This window comes from Lentzea sp. NPDC058436, assembly GCF_042721515.1.
Taxonomy (GTDB): Bacteria; Actinomycetota; Actinomycetes; order Mycobacteriales; family Pseudonocardiaceae; genus Lentzea.
In genome coordinates this window covers 21,319-37,478 of sequence record NZ_JBHXLF010000023.1, presented here as the reverse complement: position 1 = coordinate 37,478, position 16,160 = coordinate 21,319, and the positions used below count along the sequence as shown (strand labels likewise).

The window sequence follows — 16,160 nt, the reverse complement described above, 5'->3', positions numbered from 1 at the left end:
TCCGTTGTCCAAGGTAGAGATCAAGACCGCTGACGCTCCGCAGCCGGTGGCCCGCTTCTCGCAGGGTGTGCGCAAGGGCAACATCCTGCAGGTGGCGGGGCAGGTCGCGTTCGACCCGAAGTCGGGCGAGATCGTCGGCACCACCGTGGCCGAGCAGACGCGCCAGACGTTCGCGAACCTGCACGCGGTCCTCGCCGCCGGTGGCGCGTCCATCGACGACGTCGTCATGATCCGCGTCTACCTCACCGACACCGCGCACTTCGCGGAGCTCAACGAGGTCTACGGCGAGTTCGTGACGGACCCGGCGCCCGCCCGCACCACCGTGTACGTCGGGCTGCCCGCCGGCCTGCTGGTCGAGATCGACGCACTCGCCGTCGTCGACTGAGCTGTTCGTCGCAACGGCGGCCCCGAGTCTCAGCTGGACTCAGGGCCGTCGTTGCGGTTGTGACACGATCCGCGCATGAAGTGGTACGCGGACAGACCTGTCAGGTTCACGCGTCAGCTGATCGCCGACCTCCTCGCCGTCGGCTGGGTGGCGCTCTGGATCTGGGTGGCGACCACCGTCCACGACTGGGTGCTCGAACTGCGGGCGCCGGGAGACGGACTGGTCAACGCGGGTGGCAGCATTCGCGACGCCTTCACCAACGCCGCGGGCAAGGCCCGTGGTGTGCCGTTCGTCGGCGAGGACCTCGCGGGAGCCCTGGGCAACGGCAGCAAGGCCGGCGAGACGCTCACCAGCGCGGGCAACGCGCAGATCGGCGTGGTCGAGGACTCCGCGTTCTGGCTCGCGGCGGCACTGGTCGTGGTGCCGGTGCTGTTCCTGCTCATCACCTGGTTGCCGTTGAGGCTCCGCTACGCCCGCAAGGCCGCGAACACCGCCCGCCTGCGCGACAAACCCGATCTGCTGGCCCTGAGAGCGCTCACATCGTTGTCGCCGCGGGAGCTCGGCAAGTTCGACGGAGACCCCGCGGTCGCGTGGCGCACCGGGGACACCGACGTGATCGACGAGCTGGCCCGCCGCCAGCTGGCCTCCGTGGGGGTGCGGGCATGATCGCCCTCGCCGTCATTTCCGCCGTGGTCGCCATGTGCGCCGTGGCCGTGTCGCTGTGGCAGGCCCGCGAGGCCAAGCGCGCCCAGAACGCCGCTCGTGAGTCGGCCGACACCGCTCTCAAGGCCCAGGAGGAGGCGGCCGCCGCGCGCAAGGCCGTCGAACAGGCCACGTCCGCAGCCCTGCAGGCCAGGACGGCGGCCGAGGAGTCGAAGAAGTCGGCCGCGAAGGCCGAGGAGGCCGTCGGCAAGGCGGCGGCGGAGGCTGCGGCGTCACGGGTGCTGGCCGACGAGGCGCAGCTCATCGCCCACCAGGTGACGATGCAGGTCAACGAGATGGTCGAGGCCCTCGCCTCCCAGCGCAGCCGCGTCGGCGAGCCGACGTTCGCGATCACTCCCGGCGCGCCCGACGAGTTCCGGCTCAGCTACTTCGGCGGGCCCGCGGTGATCCAGCAGCTCACCGTGTCCGTGGTGCCGGGCAGCCGGGTGCTGGGGTTGTCGCAGTACGACGAGCCGCCGGTCGAGCACCTGGAGATCGGGCCGCTGTACAACGGGTCCGCGATCACGTTCCGGGCGGCGACGGGGCAGCGGGCGAGCGCGGTGTTCCAGGTGAAGGCCGAGCCGTGGGAACCGGTCGTGGTGCGCGCGGAGTGACCGGGCGCCCGATCACCCCGCGCGCCGGCCGGAGTCAGTAGACGGGACCCGTGAACTTCTCGCCCGGCCCCTGGCCAGGCTCGTCCGGCACCGCCGAGGCCTCGCGGAACGCGCGCTGCACCGACTGCAGGCCGTCCTTCAGCGGCGCCGCGTGCGGGCCGAGGTACTCCGAGGTCGCGGTGACCAGGCCGGCCAGGCCGGTGATCAGGCGGCGGGCCTCGTCGAGGTCGCGGCGAGGCGAGTTGTCGGGGTCCGGGTCGGCGAGGCCCAGGCGCTCCGCGGAGGCGGACAGCAGCATCACCGCGGCCCGGCTGATCACCTCGATGCTGGGGACGTCGCCCAGGTCGCGGATGTCTTCTTCAAGCGGATCGGTCACGTCCTACATTCAAGCAAGTGCCCTGGCAGGACCGGCGTCACAGGCCGCGATTCGGGGGTTGACAAGAGCGTCTGCTAGTATTTCCGACGCGACCAGCTCTCGTTAGTGCGAGAGCGGCAAGTGGAGCCCCGCTCCCACCCGCGATCACCGCTTCTTGAGGTGGCCGGGTCCGGTCCTCCTGGCAGTCAGGGTGCACGAGCGCCCGGCAGGCCGGAGTGTGATCGGTCGGAAGCGGGCCCTGTCGTCATCGACGACGGGGCTCTTGTCTTTGGCGCAAACGAGTCTCAAAGGACGTGAATGACAAGTCCCTCGAACCGCGGTGCACCCGTCAGCACCGAGCCGCGCATCAACGACCGCATTCGGGTGCCGGAAGTTCGTCTGGTCGGGCCGAATGGTGAGCAGGTCGGGATCGTTCGCATCGAGGACGCGCTCCGACTCGCGCAGGAAGCGGATCTCGACCTCGTCGAGGTCGCCGCTCAGGCTCGCCCGCCGGTCTGCAAGCTCATGGACTACGGCAAGTTCAAGTACGAGACCGCGCAGAAGGCTCGCGAGTCGCGTCGGAACCAGCAGCTGACGGTCATCAAGGAGCAGAAGCTCCGCCCGAAGATCGACCCGCACGACTACCAGACGAAGAAGGGCCACGTGGCCCGCTTCCTCTCGCACGGGAACAAGGTCAAGGTGACCATCATGTTCCGCGGTCGCGAGCAGTCGCGCCCCGAGCTCGGCTACAGGCTCTTGCAGAAGCTGGCGGAGGACGTCGCGGAGCTGGGCTTCGTCGAGTCGAACCCCAAGCAGGACGGCCGCAACATGATCATGGTGTTGGCGCCGCACAAGAACATCAAGCCGCGCGTGGTCAAGCACGACGACGACGCACCCGAGGCGGACGACACCGCTTCGGAAGAGGCGTAGGACGCACGCCCGCCCCCGACTCCGGTGGGTAGCACGAGACGAGGACGGAAATGCCGAAGAACAAGACGCACAGCGGGACCTCGAAGCGCTTCAAGGTCACCGGCAGCGGCAAGATCCTCCGGGAGAAGGCCGGCAAGCGCCACATCCTGGAGAAGAAGTCCAGCAAGGTGACGCGTCGCATGAGCGGCACCGCGGTCGTGTCGGAGAACGACGCCCCGCGCATCAAGAAGCTGCTCGGTCTCTGACCCGCTTCGAACCCCCCAGCTAATTCGGGAAACCGGCCCCCGACGCCGGTTTCCCCATGAGATCGACAGGATGTACCCGTGGCACGCGTCAAGCGGGCTGTAAACGCCCAGAAGAAGCGTCGTACCGTTCTTGAGCTGGCCAGCGGTTACCGCGGTCAGCGCTCGCGGCTGTACCGCAAGGCCAAGGAGCAGGTGCTCCACTCGCTCAACTACGCGTACCGCGACCGCCGTGCGCGCAAGGGCGACTTCCGCAAGCTGTGGATCCAGCGCATCAACGCTGCCTCCCGTGCGAACGGCATGACCTACAACCGCCTCATCCAGGGCCTGCGCCTGGGCGGTGTCGAGGTCGACCGCAAGATCCTCGCGGACCTCGCCGTCCACGACGCCACCGCCTTCACCGCGCTCGTCGAGATCGCCCGCAAGGCGCTCCCGGCCGACGTGAACGCTCCGGCCGGGGACAACGCCTGAGCCAGCACGACCGCGGACGTAACCGACCCGAGGCAGCTCCGTTCACCGAACGGACACCTCGGGTCGTTGCTGCTCGCCACCTGACTCGCCGCCAGGGCCGTGACAAGGCGGGCCGCTTCCTCGTCGAGGGCGCTCAGGCCGTGCGCGAAGCACTGGCCTGGCAGGGCGGCGAGGTGCACGAGCTGTTCGTCACGGCGACGGCCGCGGACCGCAACCCCGAACTGCTCCAGGCAGCGGGGGGCCAGGGCGTCCGGATCAGCGAGGTCGACGACAAGGCCGCCGCGTCGCTGTCGGAGACCGTGACGCCGCAGGGGCTCATCGCGGTGTGCGACGTCGTGCCGCAGCCCCTCGACGTGGTTCTGCGGGGCACCCCGCGTCTCGTCGCGGTGCTCCACGGCATCTCCGACCCCGGCAACGCGGGCACCGTCACGCGCGTGGCCGACGCGGCCGGAGCGGACGCGGTGATCTTCGCGGGCGACACGGTCGACCCGCACAACGGCAAGTGCGTGCGCGCCTCCACCGGCTCGCTCTTCCACCTGCCGATCGCCCGCTCCCGCGACGCCGACGAGGTCTTCGCCGCGTGCCGCCAGGCCGGCCTGAGGCTCGTGGCCGCCGACGGTTACGCGAAGCAGGACATCGTCGAGGCCTCGGCGCAGGGCGACCTGGCGCAGCCCACCGCGTGGGTCTTCGGCAGCGAGGCCCACGGCCTGCCCGACGACGTGGTCGCGAAGCTGGACACGTCGCTGAAGGTGCCCCTGTACGGCGCCGCCGAGAGCCTGAACCTCGCGACGGCCGCCGCGGTGTGCCTCTACGCCTCCGCCAGGGACCAGCGGAATTGAGCTGACGGGTGCCGGGCGCGCGGTTACTGTGCGCCCGTGCGCGAACCCGAGATCGAACTCCTCTGCTCCCAGCTCGCCTCCTACTACGTCTTTCCCGACACGGCCAACGAGATCGCGAAAGTCCTGCGGACCCGCCTCGACGAGGGCGCGTACTCCGATGTGGACGATGACGAGGAGTTCGCCAGGCGGGTGACCGAGGACCTGCAGTCGGTCAACGGCGACAAGCACCTGCGTCTGCTCCACAGCGCCGAGGAAGTACCCGAGACCGGCCAGGAGTCGGCCTGGGACCCGGTGGCGTACAAGAAGGAAGCCGAGCTCGACGCCTACGGCATCCGCAGGATCGAACGCCTCGAAGGCAACGTCGGCCTGCTCGAACTCCGCCTGCTGCACGACGCCGAGATCGCCACCCCCGCGATCATCGCCGCGATGAACCTGATCGCGTACACCGACGCACTCATCATCGACCTGCGCAACAACGGCGGCGGAGACCCGCACACGGTCGCGTTGATCTGCAGCTACCTGTTCGACGAACCCGTGCACCTCAACGACATCTACAACCGCCCGGAAGACTCCACCCAGCAGTTCTGGACGCTCCCACACGTGCCGGGCCCGAAGTTCGGCGGCACGAAGCCGGTCTACGTCCTCACCAGCGCCCGCACGTTCTCCGGCGCAGAGGAACTGAGCTACAACCTCCAGCAGAACGAGCGCGCCACCCTCATCGGCGAGACCACCAAGGGCGGCGCCCACCCCGGCGACCGCTACCGGGTCGGCCCGCACCTCAAGTCCGCCGTGCCCAACGGGCGCGCGATCAACCCGATCTCCGGCACCAACTGGGAGGGCGTCGGCGTCGTCCCGCACATCGCGGTGCCCGCCGACGAGGCCTTCGACGTCGCCTACGAGAAGGCGACCGCCTCACCGCACTAGAACGCCCGTCAGCTGGGCCTGCGCGATCTCGCGGAACGCGGTGACGAGGGGGCTGGGGTCGTCGGCGCGGGTGGCGGTGACGACCTGCGCCGGCGCGACGTCCTCGATCGGGATCACGGCCAGGTCCGGGCGCAGGCTGGTGCTGAGCAGGCCCGCCGAGGCGACGGACACCGTCTGGTTGGCCGCGATGAGCTCCAGCTTGTCCTCGACCGTGTCGACCAGCGGCCCGTCGGGGGCAGGTCGCCCGTCCGGACGGGGGTCGATGCGCCAGAACGCGTTCCACTCCGGGTCGGACATGCGGGCGATGGGCTCGTCCGCGATGTCGGCGAGGGTGACGGACTCCTTGCCCGCCAGCCGGTGCTCGACCGAGACCACCAGCACCCTGGGCTCCTCGAACAGGAGCGTTGTCTCCAGACCCGTGGTGGCGAACGGCATGCGCGCCACCACCGCGTCCACCCGATGTTCCAGCAGAGCGGTGGGCGGCTCGTTCCACCCCAGGTGCAGCGTGTGCACGTCGGCGTCCGGGTGGCGGTGGCGCAGTTCGCGGACCGCCGGGGTGACGATGAGGTCGCGCGTGTAGCCGACCGTGATCCGCGCGGGCCGTGTCGAGGCGCGGACGGTGGCCACGGCCTGGTTCGCCGCCTGCACCAGCGGCCTGGCCTGGAGCAGGAACACCCGGCCGGCCTCGGTGAGCCTGCTGCCCTGCGGGGTGCGGTCGATCAGCCGGGCGCCGAGCTCGTGCTCCAGCCGGTGGATCTGCCGGGACAGCGACGGCTGGGCCACCCGCAACGCCGCCGCGGCCCTGCCGAAGTGGCCGTGCTCGGCCACGGCGAGGAAGTACCGCACCAGGCGAAGGTCGAGATCAACGACCGGCTCGGACATGCCTCAGGCTAACACGCGCGGAAATAGTTCTATTCGCGAAAAAGGCGCGGTGGTGCGGTGATAGCCGTCGCGCATCGGCCGTTGCGAATCAGGTCTTGGACGTGAGCCGGTGCCATGTGAATAGCTGTTCTCATGACACAGCCCACGCGGAGCGAAGAGGAGATCGCCGAGATCCTGAAGGAGATCGCTCAGCACGAAGGAGTGCTCGGCCCACTTCGTTCGCCGGTTCTGAGAACACCCGCTGACGCGGGCTTGGCGTTCGAGAGCGTGTGGTTCCCGGCGCAGGACGGAATTCCACTGGAGGCGTGGTTCATCCCGCGTGCGGATTCGGACAGGCTGATCATCGCCAACCACCCGCGCTGGTTCAACCGGTACGGGCTCCCGGCGCATTTGGAGCCGTGGAAGTCGAACGGAAAGGCCACCGGAAATGACTTCGAGGTCGATTTCATTCCCGACTACCGGATCCTGCACGACGCCGGGTACAACGTGCTCACCTACGACGAGCGCAACTCCGGCCACAGCGCCCCGGCCAACGGCGGTGTCAACAGCGGCGGCCGCTACGAGGCGCGCGACGTCATCGGGTCGCTCCAGTACGCGCGGACGGCGCTGAAGGGCATGAGCATCGGGCTCTTCAGCCGGTGTCAGGGCGCGAACGCGACGATCTTCGCGATGGCGGAGCACCCCGAGCAGTTCGGCGATGTGCGCTGCTTGGTGGCTGCGCAACCGCTTTCGGTCGGCGTGCTGCTGTCCCGGGTTCTCGAACGGCTCGGGCTGGCCGGCCGGATGGACGACCTCGACCGCGAGATCAGGGCCGTCGCGGGGTTCGGCCTCGCGGACCTCTCGCCCGTGGAGGCGGCGAAGTCCGTCACGGTCCCGGCGTTCCTCTACCAGGTCCACGACGACCTGCTCACCCGTCCTGCCGACGTCCGGTCGATGTTCGACAACGTCCCGGCGGAGAAGGAACTGCACTGGATCCGCGGGACCACGGCGCGCTGGGACGGATATCTGCACTTCCAACGCGAACCGCGGCAGGCGCTGGACTGGTTCGCGAAATTCATGAAATGATCGGAGAAACAACTGTGACCGTTGCCGAAACGGAGCTCGAAAGCCAGATCAGGCAGCGCATGCTGGACTGGCGGGAAGTGTTCAAGTCCAAGGACGTCGACGGGGTGATGTCCTTCTACGCGGACGGTGACGCGTTCACCGCGTTCGACCTCATGCCGCCCATCGAGTTCTCCGGTGGGGAGATGTGGCGCGAGAACTGGGTCGCGTTCTTCGCCGCCTTCGACGGGCCTTTCGAGTTCGAGTTCTCCGGGATGCGGGTGCACGCATCCGGCGAACTCGGATTCGCCCGCCTCCTCGCCCGCCTCGCCGGCACGATGAACGGCCAGGAGGTCGACTTCTGGGTGCGGACGACGAACTGCTTCCGGTTGATCGGCGGCGAGTGGCTGATGGTCCACGACCACGTCTCGATGCCGACCGACTTCGCGACCGGGCAGACGATGACGCACCTCTCGCCGGACAAGCCGTTCGGCTGAGGTGAACGGGGCCGGTGGTGCTCCACCGGCCCCGAGAACGGCTAGTCCAGCCTGGCGGTCAGCTCGCGCACCAGAGGATCCGTGCCAGACGGCTTGTTCTGGCGCCGCAACGCCTCCGACAGCATCGAGAGCACGTTCCCGACCTGCTGGTCGTCGGGCAGCAGCGATGCAGCCCGCCGCGACTCGGCCTCCGCGCCCTCCGCGTCACCGGCGTTGAGCAGCATGTTCGCCGACTTCAGCACGACGAACACCCGCCAGCCCTCGTCGCCCAGCGACACCACCAGCGCCTCGGCGTCGCGGTACTGCTTCATCGCCAGCGCGAACTCCTCGACCTGGCCGTGCACCCACGCGCGGATCGCGGCGATCTCGGCCCGCCGCCGGGTGATCTCCCGCTCGTCGTCTAGCTGCGGCAGCAACGCCTCGGCCTCGTCCACGGCCGCGCGCGTCTCCTTCACCTCGTCGTCCGGCAGGCTCGACGCCAGTTCGACCAGCGAGCCGATGGCCTCGGAGAGGTTGCCCTCCTGCTGCCACAGCGCGGCACCGGCGCGCCACGACGCCATCGCCTCGTCGTGGTTGCCGAGCTGGCCCTGCACCGAGGCGAGCGCGTCGAGCAGGAACGCCCTGCGCCCCGTCTCCTCGGGCGGCAGCAGGCTGGACGCCTCGCGCAGGTACCGCTCGGCGGCCGGGAGCTCGCCCAGCTTGCGGCACACCTGCCCGAGCCGGAACACGACCTGCAGCCGCAGGTCCTCCTGGCCGTCCTGCAGCAGCCGCAACGACTCCTCCAGCACCTCGGCGGCCTCGACGAACCGGTCCGTCTGCACGTAGCCGCCGCTCAGCGCGAAGCAGAAGTGCGCGGTGTGGCCGGGGGAGAGGTGCACGCGCGAGATCGCCACGGCCTCGCGCAGCTCGCCCAGGCAGGCGCCCTCCTGGTCCAGCTCCTGGATCGCCGCGACCTGGAACCACCGCGCCTCGGCCGACTCCGGAAGCGGGAACGCCGCCACGAACGCGCGTGCCGTCGCCACCGCCTCTGGCACCTTGTGCATCACGGTCTCCAGCCGCAGCTGCAACCGGTAGCCCTCGAACCGCGCGTTCGGCCGCAGCTCGCCCGCCATGGCGGTGAGGACGTCCGCGTACGCGCCTTCCAGGTCCTGTTGCCGCGCCTTGTGCTCCGCCGAGTCGACGGCGACGCGGCCGCGCAGCTCCGGAACGTCCAAAGAGGACGCCAGGGCGAGCATCTCGTCAGCGCGTTCGTGCGCGTGCTCGTTGTCGAGCAGCTCGGCCAGCGTCAGCGCCGCGACCGTCCGCGTGTAGTCGGACGTCGCCTCGGCGAGGCACTTCTCCGCGAGCTCCCTGCCGCCTTCCAGGCCCATCGCGAGCCGCGCCTGGTAGCGCAGCGCGAGGTCGGCGGGCAGCGCGGTCAGCAGCTGGTCGAACGCCTCGGGGTCGAACGGGACCAGCCCGGTCGTCATCCGCCGGACGCCCGCGTGCGCCGCGAGGTCGGGCGGCAGCAACGAGTCCATGTCCGCGGGCAGCGAGTCGAGCATCCGCCGCGCCTTCACGAAATCGCCCTGGTCGTACAGCGACACCATCGACTCGGCGATCTCCACCGGGTCGCCGGACACGACGGACTCCTCGGCGGGCGCGGTCACCGGGGCGGCGGGCACGGCGAGCTCGACGGCCGGGTGGTCCGCCTGCTCCAAGGACTTCGTGACCCGCTCGACCCAGGCGGACGTGCCGTTGCGCTCGTCGAACTGCCTGGCCAGCTGCAACGCCCGCTTCGTCAGCCGGTCGAGCAGCTCGGCGGCGGTCCGCGTGCCGACCGCCGGCACCTCGAACACCGTGTCCGCCGGAAGCCGTTGCAGCAGAACGGAAGCGCACTCCGCGAACGACATCTCGTCGGCGGGCAGCTGCACGCCCGTCACCTTGTGCAGCGACCGGCGCAGGACGTCCTCGCCGCGTGACAGGTTGCCCGTCAGCGCGCAGAACCGGATGTGCTCGTGCACGTACGACGTGATGTCGTCGTCCTTGATCAACCGGTACGCCGTGGTGTGCGCGTGCGCGGCCTTCTCCAGCTCGCCGATCTCCAGCAACGGCCACAAGAGCGCGGACAGGATGCCCTGCGGCTGCGTGGCGCAGCCGGTGTTGCCCGACAGGCCCTCCCAGCCGTGCGCGGCGGCCTCCTGGTGGCGGCCGAGGCGCGCGAGCATCCAGACCTGCTCCTCGACCACGCACGCCTCGCAGTCCGCCATCGGCCCGCGTTCCGTTGCGAGATAACGGCCGAGGTGCTCGGCGAGACCCGTCAGGTCACCGACGTGGTAGGCGTACTCGGCGCGGGCGCCGTGCACCGGCTGCACCGAGAAGCCGAGCTGGGCGTAGCGGTCGGCGAGCTGGCCGATGACGGCCTGCAGCTGCTCCAGCGAGAACTTCGGGTCGCGCCGCAGTCCCGTCGCGATCCACTTGTGCGCCCAGTTCAGCGCGTGGACCTCGTACTCGTTGAACGCCTCGGGGTCCTTCTGCTCCGCGGCCCGCACCCACGCGAACGGCGCGAGCATCAGGTCGTAGCGCGACAGGTAGTACGCCGAGTCGATCAGCGCGGTCCGGCACGAGACGCCGAGCGGCAGGTGCCCGAGCGCGTCGGACATGCGCGCGGCCCGTTCCAGCGCCTCGTGCTTCGGCATCCCCGTCGGCATGTTGTACGCGTCGAGGAACGCCTTCTCCGCGTCCTCGTTGGTGAAGTCGGCCATGTTCACTTGCCCCCAACGGCACGGTCGAGAAGTTCCAGGAACGAGCGGTTGAGCGCCGCCGTGTCCTTCGGTCGCATCGCCCGCCGAGCCTGCAGAACGGCGTGCACGTACAGAGATTCGAGCGTCAGCTCCACCAGCGACGGGTCGTTCAGCCGCGCCAGCCGCTGCACGAGCGGGTTGCGGCAGTTGAGGACCAGCTGCTCGGGACGTGACGAGTCGGAGCCCGCCGTCAGCTGCCCCAACAGCTCCGCCCACAACGGGTCCGTCACCTCCTCGGCCGTCTGCTCGGTGTCGAGCCTGCGCTGCTGCTCGGCGTTCGTGATCAGCAACGCGGGCAGCGAGACCGGGTCGAAGTCGCGGATCACCGCGTCGCAGTCGTGCCGGTCCAGCGCCGCCGCGCCCTCGGAGAGCCGCAGCTTCAGGGCCGCCTCGACGTCCGGCTCGGGATCGGCCAGCGCCGCCAGCAGCTCGGTCGGTGCCACCCGGCGCGCGACGGACGGGCCGTCCAGCGCGCTGAGCCGGTTCAGCAGCTCCATGTCGTAGGCGTAGCCCGCGTTGACCAGACCCAGGCCCTGCGCGGCGGCGACCGGCGCGAGCTGGTGGAACTCGTCGACGTCCGGGATGTAGAGGATCGCGCCGTGCTTGCGCTTGAACTGCCGCAACGGGATCGCGCCCTCGGTCGTCTCGAACGGCAGCCACCGCTCGACCAGCCGCAGCATCTCGTCGTCCGAGCGCGCCAGCGACTTGATGCCGAGGTGGTGCGCGGCCAGCAGCTCACCGGCGCGGCGCGGTTCGATCGCGTCCAGCCTGATCAGCCAGTCGCGGATCTGCTCGCCCAGCTCCTCGCGCACGGCCAGCAGCATCTCGTCCTGGTACAGCGACTCACGCGACGCCGTCGGCCTGATCGCGGACGCGTCGACCACGCACCGCACGAAGTACGCCCAGTCCGGCAGCAGGCCCTCGACGTTGTCGCCGACCAGCATGCGCTTCAGGTACACCCGGTGCGTCTGGCGCGTTCCGGGGTGGACACCGGACGGCAGCACGAACGCCACCCCGGTCAGTCCCGCCGCCTCGACCTCGATCGGGATCGCCTCGAACGGCGTGAACCCGAAGACCTGCTCGCAGTACGCGGAGAGATCGGCGTCCTCGTCGTCCCACGGACGTTCGCCGCGGGTGACCTCGGCGCCGTCCAGCGTCACCGCCGCCGGCAGCAGGTCGCCGTAGTCGACCACCAGCGGGCGCACGACGTCCGCTTCGAGCCAGTGCTCGTTGCCGCGCGACGCGCTCATCCTCACCGTCGTGCCCACCGGCACGTCACCGTCCACAACGGACACCGTGTAGTTGCCGGACGAGTCGGCCTCCCACCGGACGGCAGGGCCGCCGCGCGCGGACCGGGTGATCACCGTCACGGACGAGGCGACGAGGAAGCACGACAGCATGCCGACGCCGAACTGGCCGAGGAACCCCTCGCGGGCGAACCCCAGGTCGTCCCGCTTCGACGTCCGGCCGAGCGTGGACAGCAGCTCGTGGACCTCGGACTCGGTGAGCCCCACGCCGGTGTCGGTGATCGTCAGCTCCGGGCCGCAGGTGATCGTGACGCCGGCGGGGCAGGACGGGTCGAGCTCGCGCCTCGCCGTGATCGCGTCGACGGCGTTCTGCAGCAGTTCGCGCACGTAGACGCGAGGGCTGCTGTAGAGGTGGTGGCTGAGCAGGTCGATGATGCCGCGCAGGTCGACGCGGAAGGTGTGCCCCATGATGCCGCCCATCCTAGAGACGACACGGGAGCCGGTGCCGCCCTTTAACGGAACGCTCCGAAGCGGTCAACAGCGCACCGACTAGGATCGGCCTGTTCATTACTGATGTCCGCTGTGTCGGTCAGACTGGGAGCAGTCCACAAACCATGTCCGGAGCCAACGACCCGTACGACCCGAAGCAGGTCGCGGCGCTGTCGGCCGAGAACCTCGACGCGGCCGTGCAGAAGGCGCGCGAGGCGTTCGCCGGGGCAGCCGACCTGGAGGCGCTGGCCGCGGTCAAGCCCGGCCACCTCGGTGACCGGTCGCCCGTGCTGCTGGCCCGCCGCGAGATCGGCGCCCTGCCCCCCAAGGCCAAGGCCGAGGCCGGCAAGCGCGTGAACGAGGCGCAGGCCGCGATCAAGACCGCGTTCGACGAGCGCTTCGCCGTGCTCCAGGTCGAGCGCGACGAGCGGGTGCTGCGCGAGGAGTCCGTCGACGTCACGCTGCCCTGGGACCGCTTCCCGCGCGGCGCGCGCCACCCGATCACCACGCTCGCCGAGCGCATCGGTGACGTCTTCGTGGCCATGGGCTACGAGATCGCCGAGGGCCCCGAGCTCGAGACCGAGTGGTTCAACTTCGACGCGCTGAACTTCGGCAAGGACCACCCGGCCCGCTCGATGCAGGACACGTTCTACATCGCGCCGGGTGACTCGCAGCTCGTGCTGCGCACCCACACCTCGCCCGTGCAGGCCCGCACGCTGCTGGACCGCGAGCTGCCGGTCTACGTCGTGTGCCCCGGCCGCACGTTCCGCACCGACGAGCTCGACGCGACGCACACCCCGGTGTTCCACCAGGTCGAGGGTCTCGCGGTCGACAAGGGCCTGACGATGGGCCACCTCAAGGGCACCCTGGACGCGTTCGCGCGCTCCATGTTCGGCGAGGACTCGAAGACCCGCCTGCGCCCGAGCTTCTTCCCCTTCACCGAGCCGTCGGCCGAGGTCGACGTGTGGTTCCCGGAGAAGAAGGGCGGCGCCGGCTGGGTCGAGTGGGGCGGCTGCGGCATGGTCAACCCCAACGTGCTGCGCGCCACCGGCGTCGACCCGGACGTCTACTCCGGCTTCGCGTTCGGCATGGGCCTGGAACGCACCCTGCAGTTCCGCAACGGCCTGCCCGACATGCGCGACATGGTCGAGGGCGACGTCCGCTTCACCCAGCCATTCGGAACGGAGGCCTGATCCGGTGCGAGTCCCGGTCAGCTGGCTGGTCGAACACCTCGGTTTCGACGAAGTCCCCACGCCCGACGAGCTCGCCGAGGCGTTCACGCGCATCGGCATCGAGGTCGAGGAGGTGAGCCCGCTCGGTCCCGTGACCGGCCCGATCGTCGCCGGTCGCGTCGTCGAGATCGAGGAGCTCACCGAGTTCAAGAAGCCGATCCGCTACTGCAAGGTCGAGGTCGGTCCCGAGCAGACCAACCAGATCATCTGCGGCGCCACGAACTTCGTCGAGGGCGACTCGGTCGTCGTCGCGCTGCCCGGCGCTGTGCTGCCCGGCGGGTTCTCGATCGCCGAGCGCAAGACGTACGGCCGCGTGTCGCAGGGCATGCTCTGCGCCTCCGACGAGCTCGGCATCGGCGACGACCACTCGGGCATCCTCGTGCTGCCCACCGGCACCGCGCAGCCCGGCGACGACGCGCTGGAGCTGCTCGGCCTGAACGACACCGTCATCGAGCTCGCGCCGACCCCGGACCGCGGTTACGCGTTCTCGGTCCGCGGCCTGGCCCGCGAGATCGCCTGCGCGCTGGACGTGCCGTTCGGCGACCCCGGCACGGTCGAGATCCCCGAGCCCGAGGGCGAGGCGTGGCCGGTCCACATCGAGGACCGCCCCGGCTGCTCGCGGTTCGTCGCGCGCCGCGTCACCGGTGTCGACCCGACGGCGCCGACGCCGTGGTGGATGCGCCGCCGCCTGATGCTCGCGGGCATGCGCTCGATCTCGCTGCCCGTCGACGTCACGAACTACGTGATGCTCGAACTGGGCCAGCCGCTGCACGCGTTCGACGCGGCGTCGCTCTCGGGCGCGCTGACGGTCCGCCGCGCCCACGCGGGCGAGAAGCTCACGACGCTGGACGACCAGGTCCGCGCCCTCGACGTCGACGACATCGTGATCGCCGACGACTCGGGCGTGATCTCGCTGGCCGGTGTCATGGGCGGCGCGTCGACCGAGGTCGGCGACAACTCCTCGGACATCCTGCTGGAAGCGGCGAACTGGGACCCGGCGTCCATCGCGCGCACGGTCCGCCGTCACAAGCTGCCGTCCGAGGCCGCGAAGCGCTTCGAGCGCACCGTGGACCCGGCGCTGGCCCCCGTGGCCCTCGAACGCGCCGCGAAGCTGCTCAACCACTACGCCGAGGGCCAGATCAAGCCCGGCCGCACCGACGTGGGCGCTCCGACGCTGCCCGAGGCGGTGTCGATGCCGATCGACCTGCCCGACCGCATCGCCGGCGTCCGCTACCAGCGGGGCGTCACCGCCCGCCGTCTCGGCCAGATCGGCTGCCAGGTCTCCGTGACCACCTCGGAGGAGGGCCAGACGATCGTCACGGCCGTGCCGCCGACGTGGCGCGCCGACCTCGTGCAGCCCGCCGACCTGGTGGAGGAGGTGCTGCGGCTGGAGGGCTACGACACGATCCCGTCCGTGCTGCCGCCCGCGCCAGCCGGTCGTGGCCTGACCGAGCAGCAGCGCCGCCGCCGCACGGTGTGGCGCACGCTCGCCGAGGACGGGTTCGTCGAGGTCAAGCCGTTCCCGTTCATCGACCCGACGGTGTTCGACGCGTTCGGTCTGGCGGAGGACGACGTCCGCCGCGACACCGTCGGCGTGCTGAACCCCCTCGAAGCCGACAAGAACGTCCTCGCGACGACGCTGCTGCCGGGCCTGCTGGAGACGGTGCAGCGCAACCTGGCCCGCGGTGCGAAGGACGTCTCGCTCTACAACATCGCCCAGGTGACGCTGCCGCGCGCGCAGCAGGTCCCCGTGCCGGCGCTGGGCGTGGACCGCAGGCCGACCGAGGCCGAGGTGGCGTCGCTGCTGGCCTCGCTGCCGAACCAGCCGCTGCACGTCGCCGGTGTGCTCACGGGCCACCGCGAGCTGGCCGGCTGGTGGGGCAAGGGCCGCATCGCCGACTGGTCGGACGCCGTCGAGGCCGCCCGCCGCGTCGGCGAGGCGTACGGCGTGACGTTGCGCGTCGTGGCGTCGGACCTGCTGCCGTGGCACCCCGGCCGCTGCGCCGAGCTGCGCGTGGGCGACTGGCCCGTCGGCCACGCCGGTGAGCTGCACCCGAAGGTCGTCGAGAAGCTGGGCCTGCCCAAGCGGACCGTGGCGTTCGAGCTCGACCTGGACGCGTTGCCGCTCGACGACCACCGCCCGGCCCCGATGGTGTCGGCGTACCCGCCGGTGCTGCTGGACGTCGCGCTGGTCGTGGACGCCTCCGTGCCGGTGCAGTCGGTGTCCGAGGTGCTCGGCGCGTCCGCGGGCGACCTGCTCGAGGACATCCGCCTGTTCGACGTCTACACGGGTGAGCAGGTGGGCGAGGGCAAGAAGTCGCTCGCGTACTCGCTGCGCTTCCGCGCGCCGGACCGCACGCTGACGGTGGAGGAGGCGACCACGGCCCGTGACGCCGCCGTCGCCGCCGCCGCGGAACGCCTGGGCGCGGCACTGCGCGCCTGATCGTCCTCTGTGGAGAGGCCCGGGACTCCCCTGCGGGAGTCCCGGGCCTTTCTCGTGTGTCGGTACCGGGAAGTCCTTATGTAC

The 16,160-nt window shown here is 70.4% G+C and carries 16 protein-coding genes; 12 read left to right on the top strand and 4 right to left on the bottom strand.

The window, feature by feature from the left end; all coding sequences use genetic code 11:
* Positions 1–4: 4 nt before the first annotated feature.
* From ACFWN2_RS40025 to ACFWN2_RS40015, 3 genes are all read left to right on the top strand, one after another.
* A complete protein-coding gene (locus ACFWN2_RS40025) occupies positions 5–385 on the top strand; it encodes a RidA family protein (RefSeq protein WP_030481733.1) in 381 nt (126 codons plus the stop codon).
* 75 nt (positions 386–460) lie between these two features.
* Positions 461–1,051, top strand: coding sequence for a hypothetical protein (locus tag ACFWN2_RS40020; protein ID WP_191302584.1), 591 nt, complete (start codon positions 461–463; stop codon positions 1,049–1,051).
* Entirely contained in the window at positions 1,048–1,701 is a 654-nt protein-coding gene (locus ACFWN2_RS40015; protein ID WP_382435786.1) for a hypothetical protein, read from the top strand. The genes ACFWN2_RS40020 and ACFWN2_RS40015 overlap by 4 nt, the downstream gene beginning before the upstream one ends.
* A 34-nt stretch (positions 1,702–1,735) precedes the next feature.
* On the opposite strand, the gene ACFWN2_RS40010 is transcribed toward ACFWN2_RS40015, so the two are convergent.
* Positions 1,736–2,077, bottom strand: coding sequence for a DUF1844 domain-containing protein (locus tag ACFWN2_RS40010; RefSeq protein WP_382435785.1), 342 nt, complete (start codon positions 2,075–2,077; stop codon positions 1,736–1,738).
* A gap of 297 nt (positions 2,078–2,374) precedes the next feature.
* On the opposite strand from ACFWN2_RS40010, the gene infC reads away from it, so the two are divergent.
* The 5 genes from infC to ACFWN2_RS39985 all read left to right on the top strand — a co-directional run bounded on the left by infC (position 2,375) and on the right by ACFWN2_RS39985 (position 5,462).
* Positions 2,375–2,986 (top strand): translation initiation factor IF-3, encoded by a 612-nt coding sequence (infC, locus tag ACFWN2_RS40005; RefSeq protein ID WP_285639322.1) that lies wholly within the window; start codon positions 2,375–2,377, stop codon positions 2,984–2,986.
* A 50-nt stretch (positions 2,987–3,036) separates the two neighbouring features.
* On the top strand, positions 3,037–3,231 hold the full coding sequence (rpmI, locus tag ACFWN2_RS40000) for a 50S ribosomal protein L35 (RefSeq protein ID WP_086663968.1): 195 nt from the start codon (positions 3,037–3,039) through the stop codon (positions 3,229–3,231).
* Positions 3,232–3,309: 78 nt separating this feature from the next.
* Entirely contained in the window at positions 3,310–3,699 is a 390-nt protein-coding gene (gene rplT / locus ACFWN2_RS39995) for a 50S ribosomal protein L20 (protein WP_382435784.1), read from the top strand.
* Positions 3,696–4,538 (top strand): TrmH family RNA methyltransferase, encoded by an 843-nt coding sequence (locus tag ACFWN2_RS39990; RefSeq protein WP_382435861.1) that lies wholly within the window; start codon positions 3,696–3,698, stop codon positions 4,536–4,538. Before rplT ends, ACFWN2_RS39990 begins: the two co-directional genes overlap by 4 nt.
* 36 nt (positions 4,539–4,574) lie before the next feature.
* Positions 4,575–5,462, top strand: coding sequence for a S41 family peptidase (locus ACFWN2_RS39985; RefSeq protein WP_382435783.1), 888 nt, complete (start codon positions 4,575–4,577; stop codon positions 5,460–5,462).
* On the opposite strand, the gene ACFWN2_RS39980 is transcribed toward ACFWN2_RS39985, so the two are convergent.
* On the bottom strand, positions 5,451–6,344 hold the full coding sequence (locus ACFWN2_RS39980) for a LysR family transcriptional regulator (RefSeq protein ID WP_382435782.1): 894 nt from the start codon (positions 6,342–6,344) through the stop codon (positions 5,451–5,453). The genes ACFWN2_RS39985 and ACFWN2_RS39980 overlap by 12 nt on opposite strands.
* A 132-nt stretch (positions 6,345–6,476) precedes the next feature.
* On the opposite strand from ACFWN2_RS39980, the gene ACFWN2_RS39975 reads away from it, so the two are divergent.
* Complete coding sequence (locus tag ACFWN2_RS39975) at positions 6,477–7,409, top strand: alpha/beta hydrolase family protein (RefSeq protein WP_382435781.1); 933 nt, start codon at positions 6,477–6,479, stop codon at positions 7,407–7,409.
* Positions 7,410–7,423: 14 nt separating this feature from the next.
* Complete coding sequence (locus ACFWN2_RS39970; RefSeq protein ID WP_382435780.1) at positions 7,424–7,882, top strand: YybH family protein; 459 nt, start codon at positions 7,424–7,426, stop codon at positions 7,880–7,882.
* A gap of 41 nt (positions 7,883–7,923) precedes the next feature.
* On the opposite strand, the gene ACFWN2_RS39965 is transcribed toward ACFWN2_RS39970, so the two are convergent.
* Positions 7,924–10,626, bottom strand: coding sequence for a hypothetical protein (locus tag ACFWN2_RS39965; RefSeq protein ID WP_382435779.1), 2,703 nt, complete (start codon positions 10,624–10,626; stop codon positions 7,924–7,926).
* A 2-nt stretch (positions 10,627–10,628) separates the two neighbouring features.
* Positions 10,629–12,392, bottom strand: a complete 1,764-nt coding sequence (locus tag ACFWN2_RS39960; RefSeq protein ID WP_382435778.1) for an HSP90 family protein — start codon at positions 12,390–12,392, stop codon at positions 10,629–10,631.
* Positions 12,393–12,526: 134 nt separating this feature from the next.
* Here ACFWN2_RS39960 and pheS point away from each other — a divergent pair, with 134 nt between their 5' ends.
* On the top strand, positions 12,527–13,594 hold the full coding sequence (gene pheS / locus ACFWN2_RS39955) for a phenylalanine--tRNA ligase subunit alpha (RefSeq protein WP_382435777.1): 1,068 nt from the start codon (positions 12,527–12,529) through the stop codon (positions 13,592–13,594).
* Positions 13,595–13,598: 4 nt separating this feature from the next.
* Entirely contained in the window at positions 13,599–16,076 is a 2,478-nt protein-coding gene (pheT, locus tag ACFWN2_RS39950) for a phenylalanine--tRNA ligase subunit beta (RefSeq protein WP_382435776.1), read from the top strand.
* Positions 16,077–16,160: the final 84 nt, after the last annotated feature.

What these genes read in the sequence shown, in the direction of transcription:
- ACFWN2_RS39975 (WP_382435781.1), top strand. Translation starts at nt 6,477, where the DNA reads ATGACACAGCCCACGCGGAGCGAAGAGGAGATCGCCGAGATCCTGAAG.
- ACFWN2_RS39980 (WP_382435782.1), bottom strand. Translation starts at nt 6,344, where the DNA reads ATGTCCGAGCCGGTCGTTGATCTCGACCTTCGCCTGGTGCGGTACTTC.
- ACFWN2_RS40020 (WP_191302584.1), top strand. Translation starts at nt 461, where the DNA reads ATGAAGTGGTACGCGGACAGACCTGTCAGGTTCACGCGTCAGCTGATC.
- ACFWN2_RS39960 (WP_382435778.1), bottom strand. Translation starts at nt 12,392, where the DNA reads ATGGGCGGCATCATGGGGCACACCTTCCGCGTCGACCTGCGCGGCATC.
- infC (WP_285639322.1), top strand. Translation starts at nt 2,375, where the DNA reads ATGACAAGTCCCTCGAACCGCGGTGCACCCGTCAGCACCGAGCCGCGC.
- pheS (WP_382435777.1), top strand. Translation starts at nt 12,527, where the DNA reads ATGTCCGGAGCCAACGACCCGTACGACCCGAAGCAGGTCGCGGCGCTG.
- rpmI (WP_086663968.1), top strand. Translation starts at nt 3,037, where the DNA reads ATGCCGAAGAACAAGACGCACAGCGGGACCTCGAAGCGCTTCAAGGTC.
- ACFWN2_RS39965 (WP_382435779.1), bottom strand. Translation starts at nt 10,626, where the DNA reads ATGGCCGACTTCACCAACGAGGACGCGGAGAAGGCGTTCCTCGACGCG.
- ACFWN2_RS40015 (WP_382435786.1), top strand. Translation starts at nt 1,048, where the DNA reads ATGATCGCCCTCGCCGTCATTTCCGCCGTGGTCGCCATGTGCGCCGTG.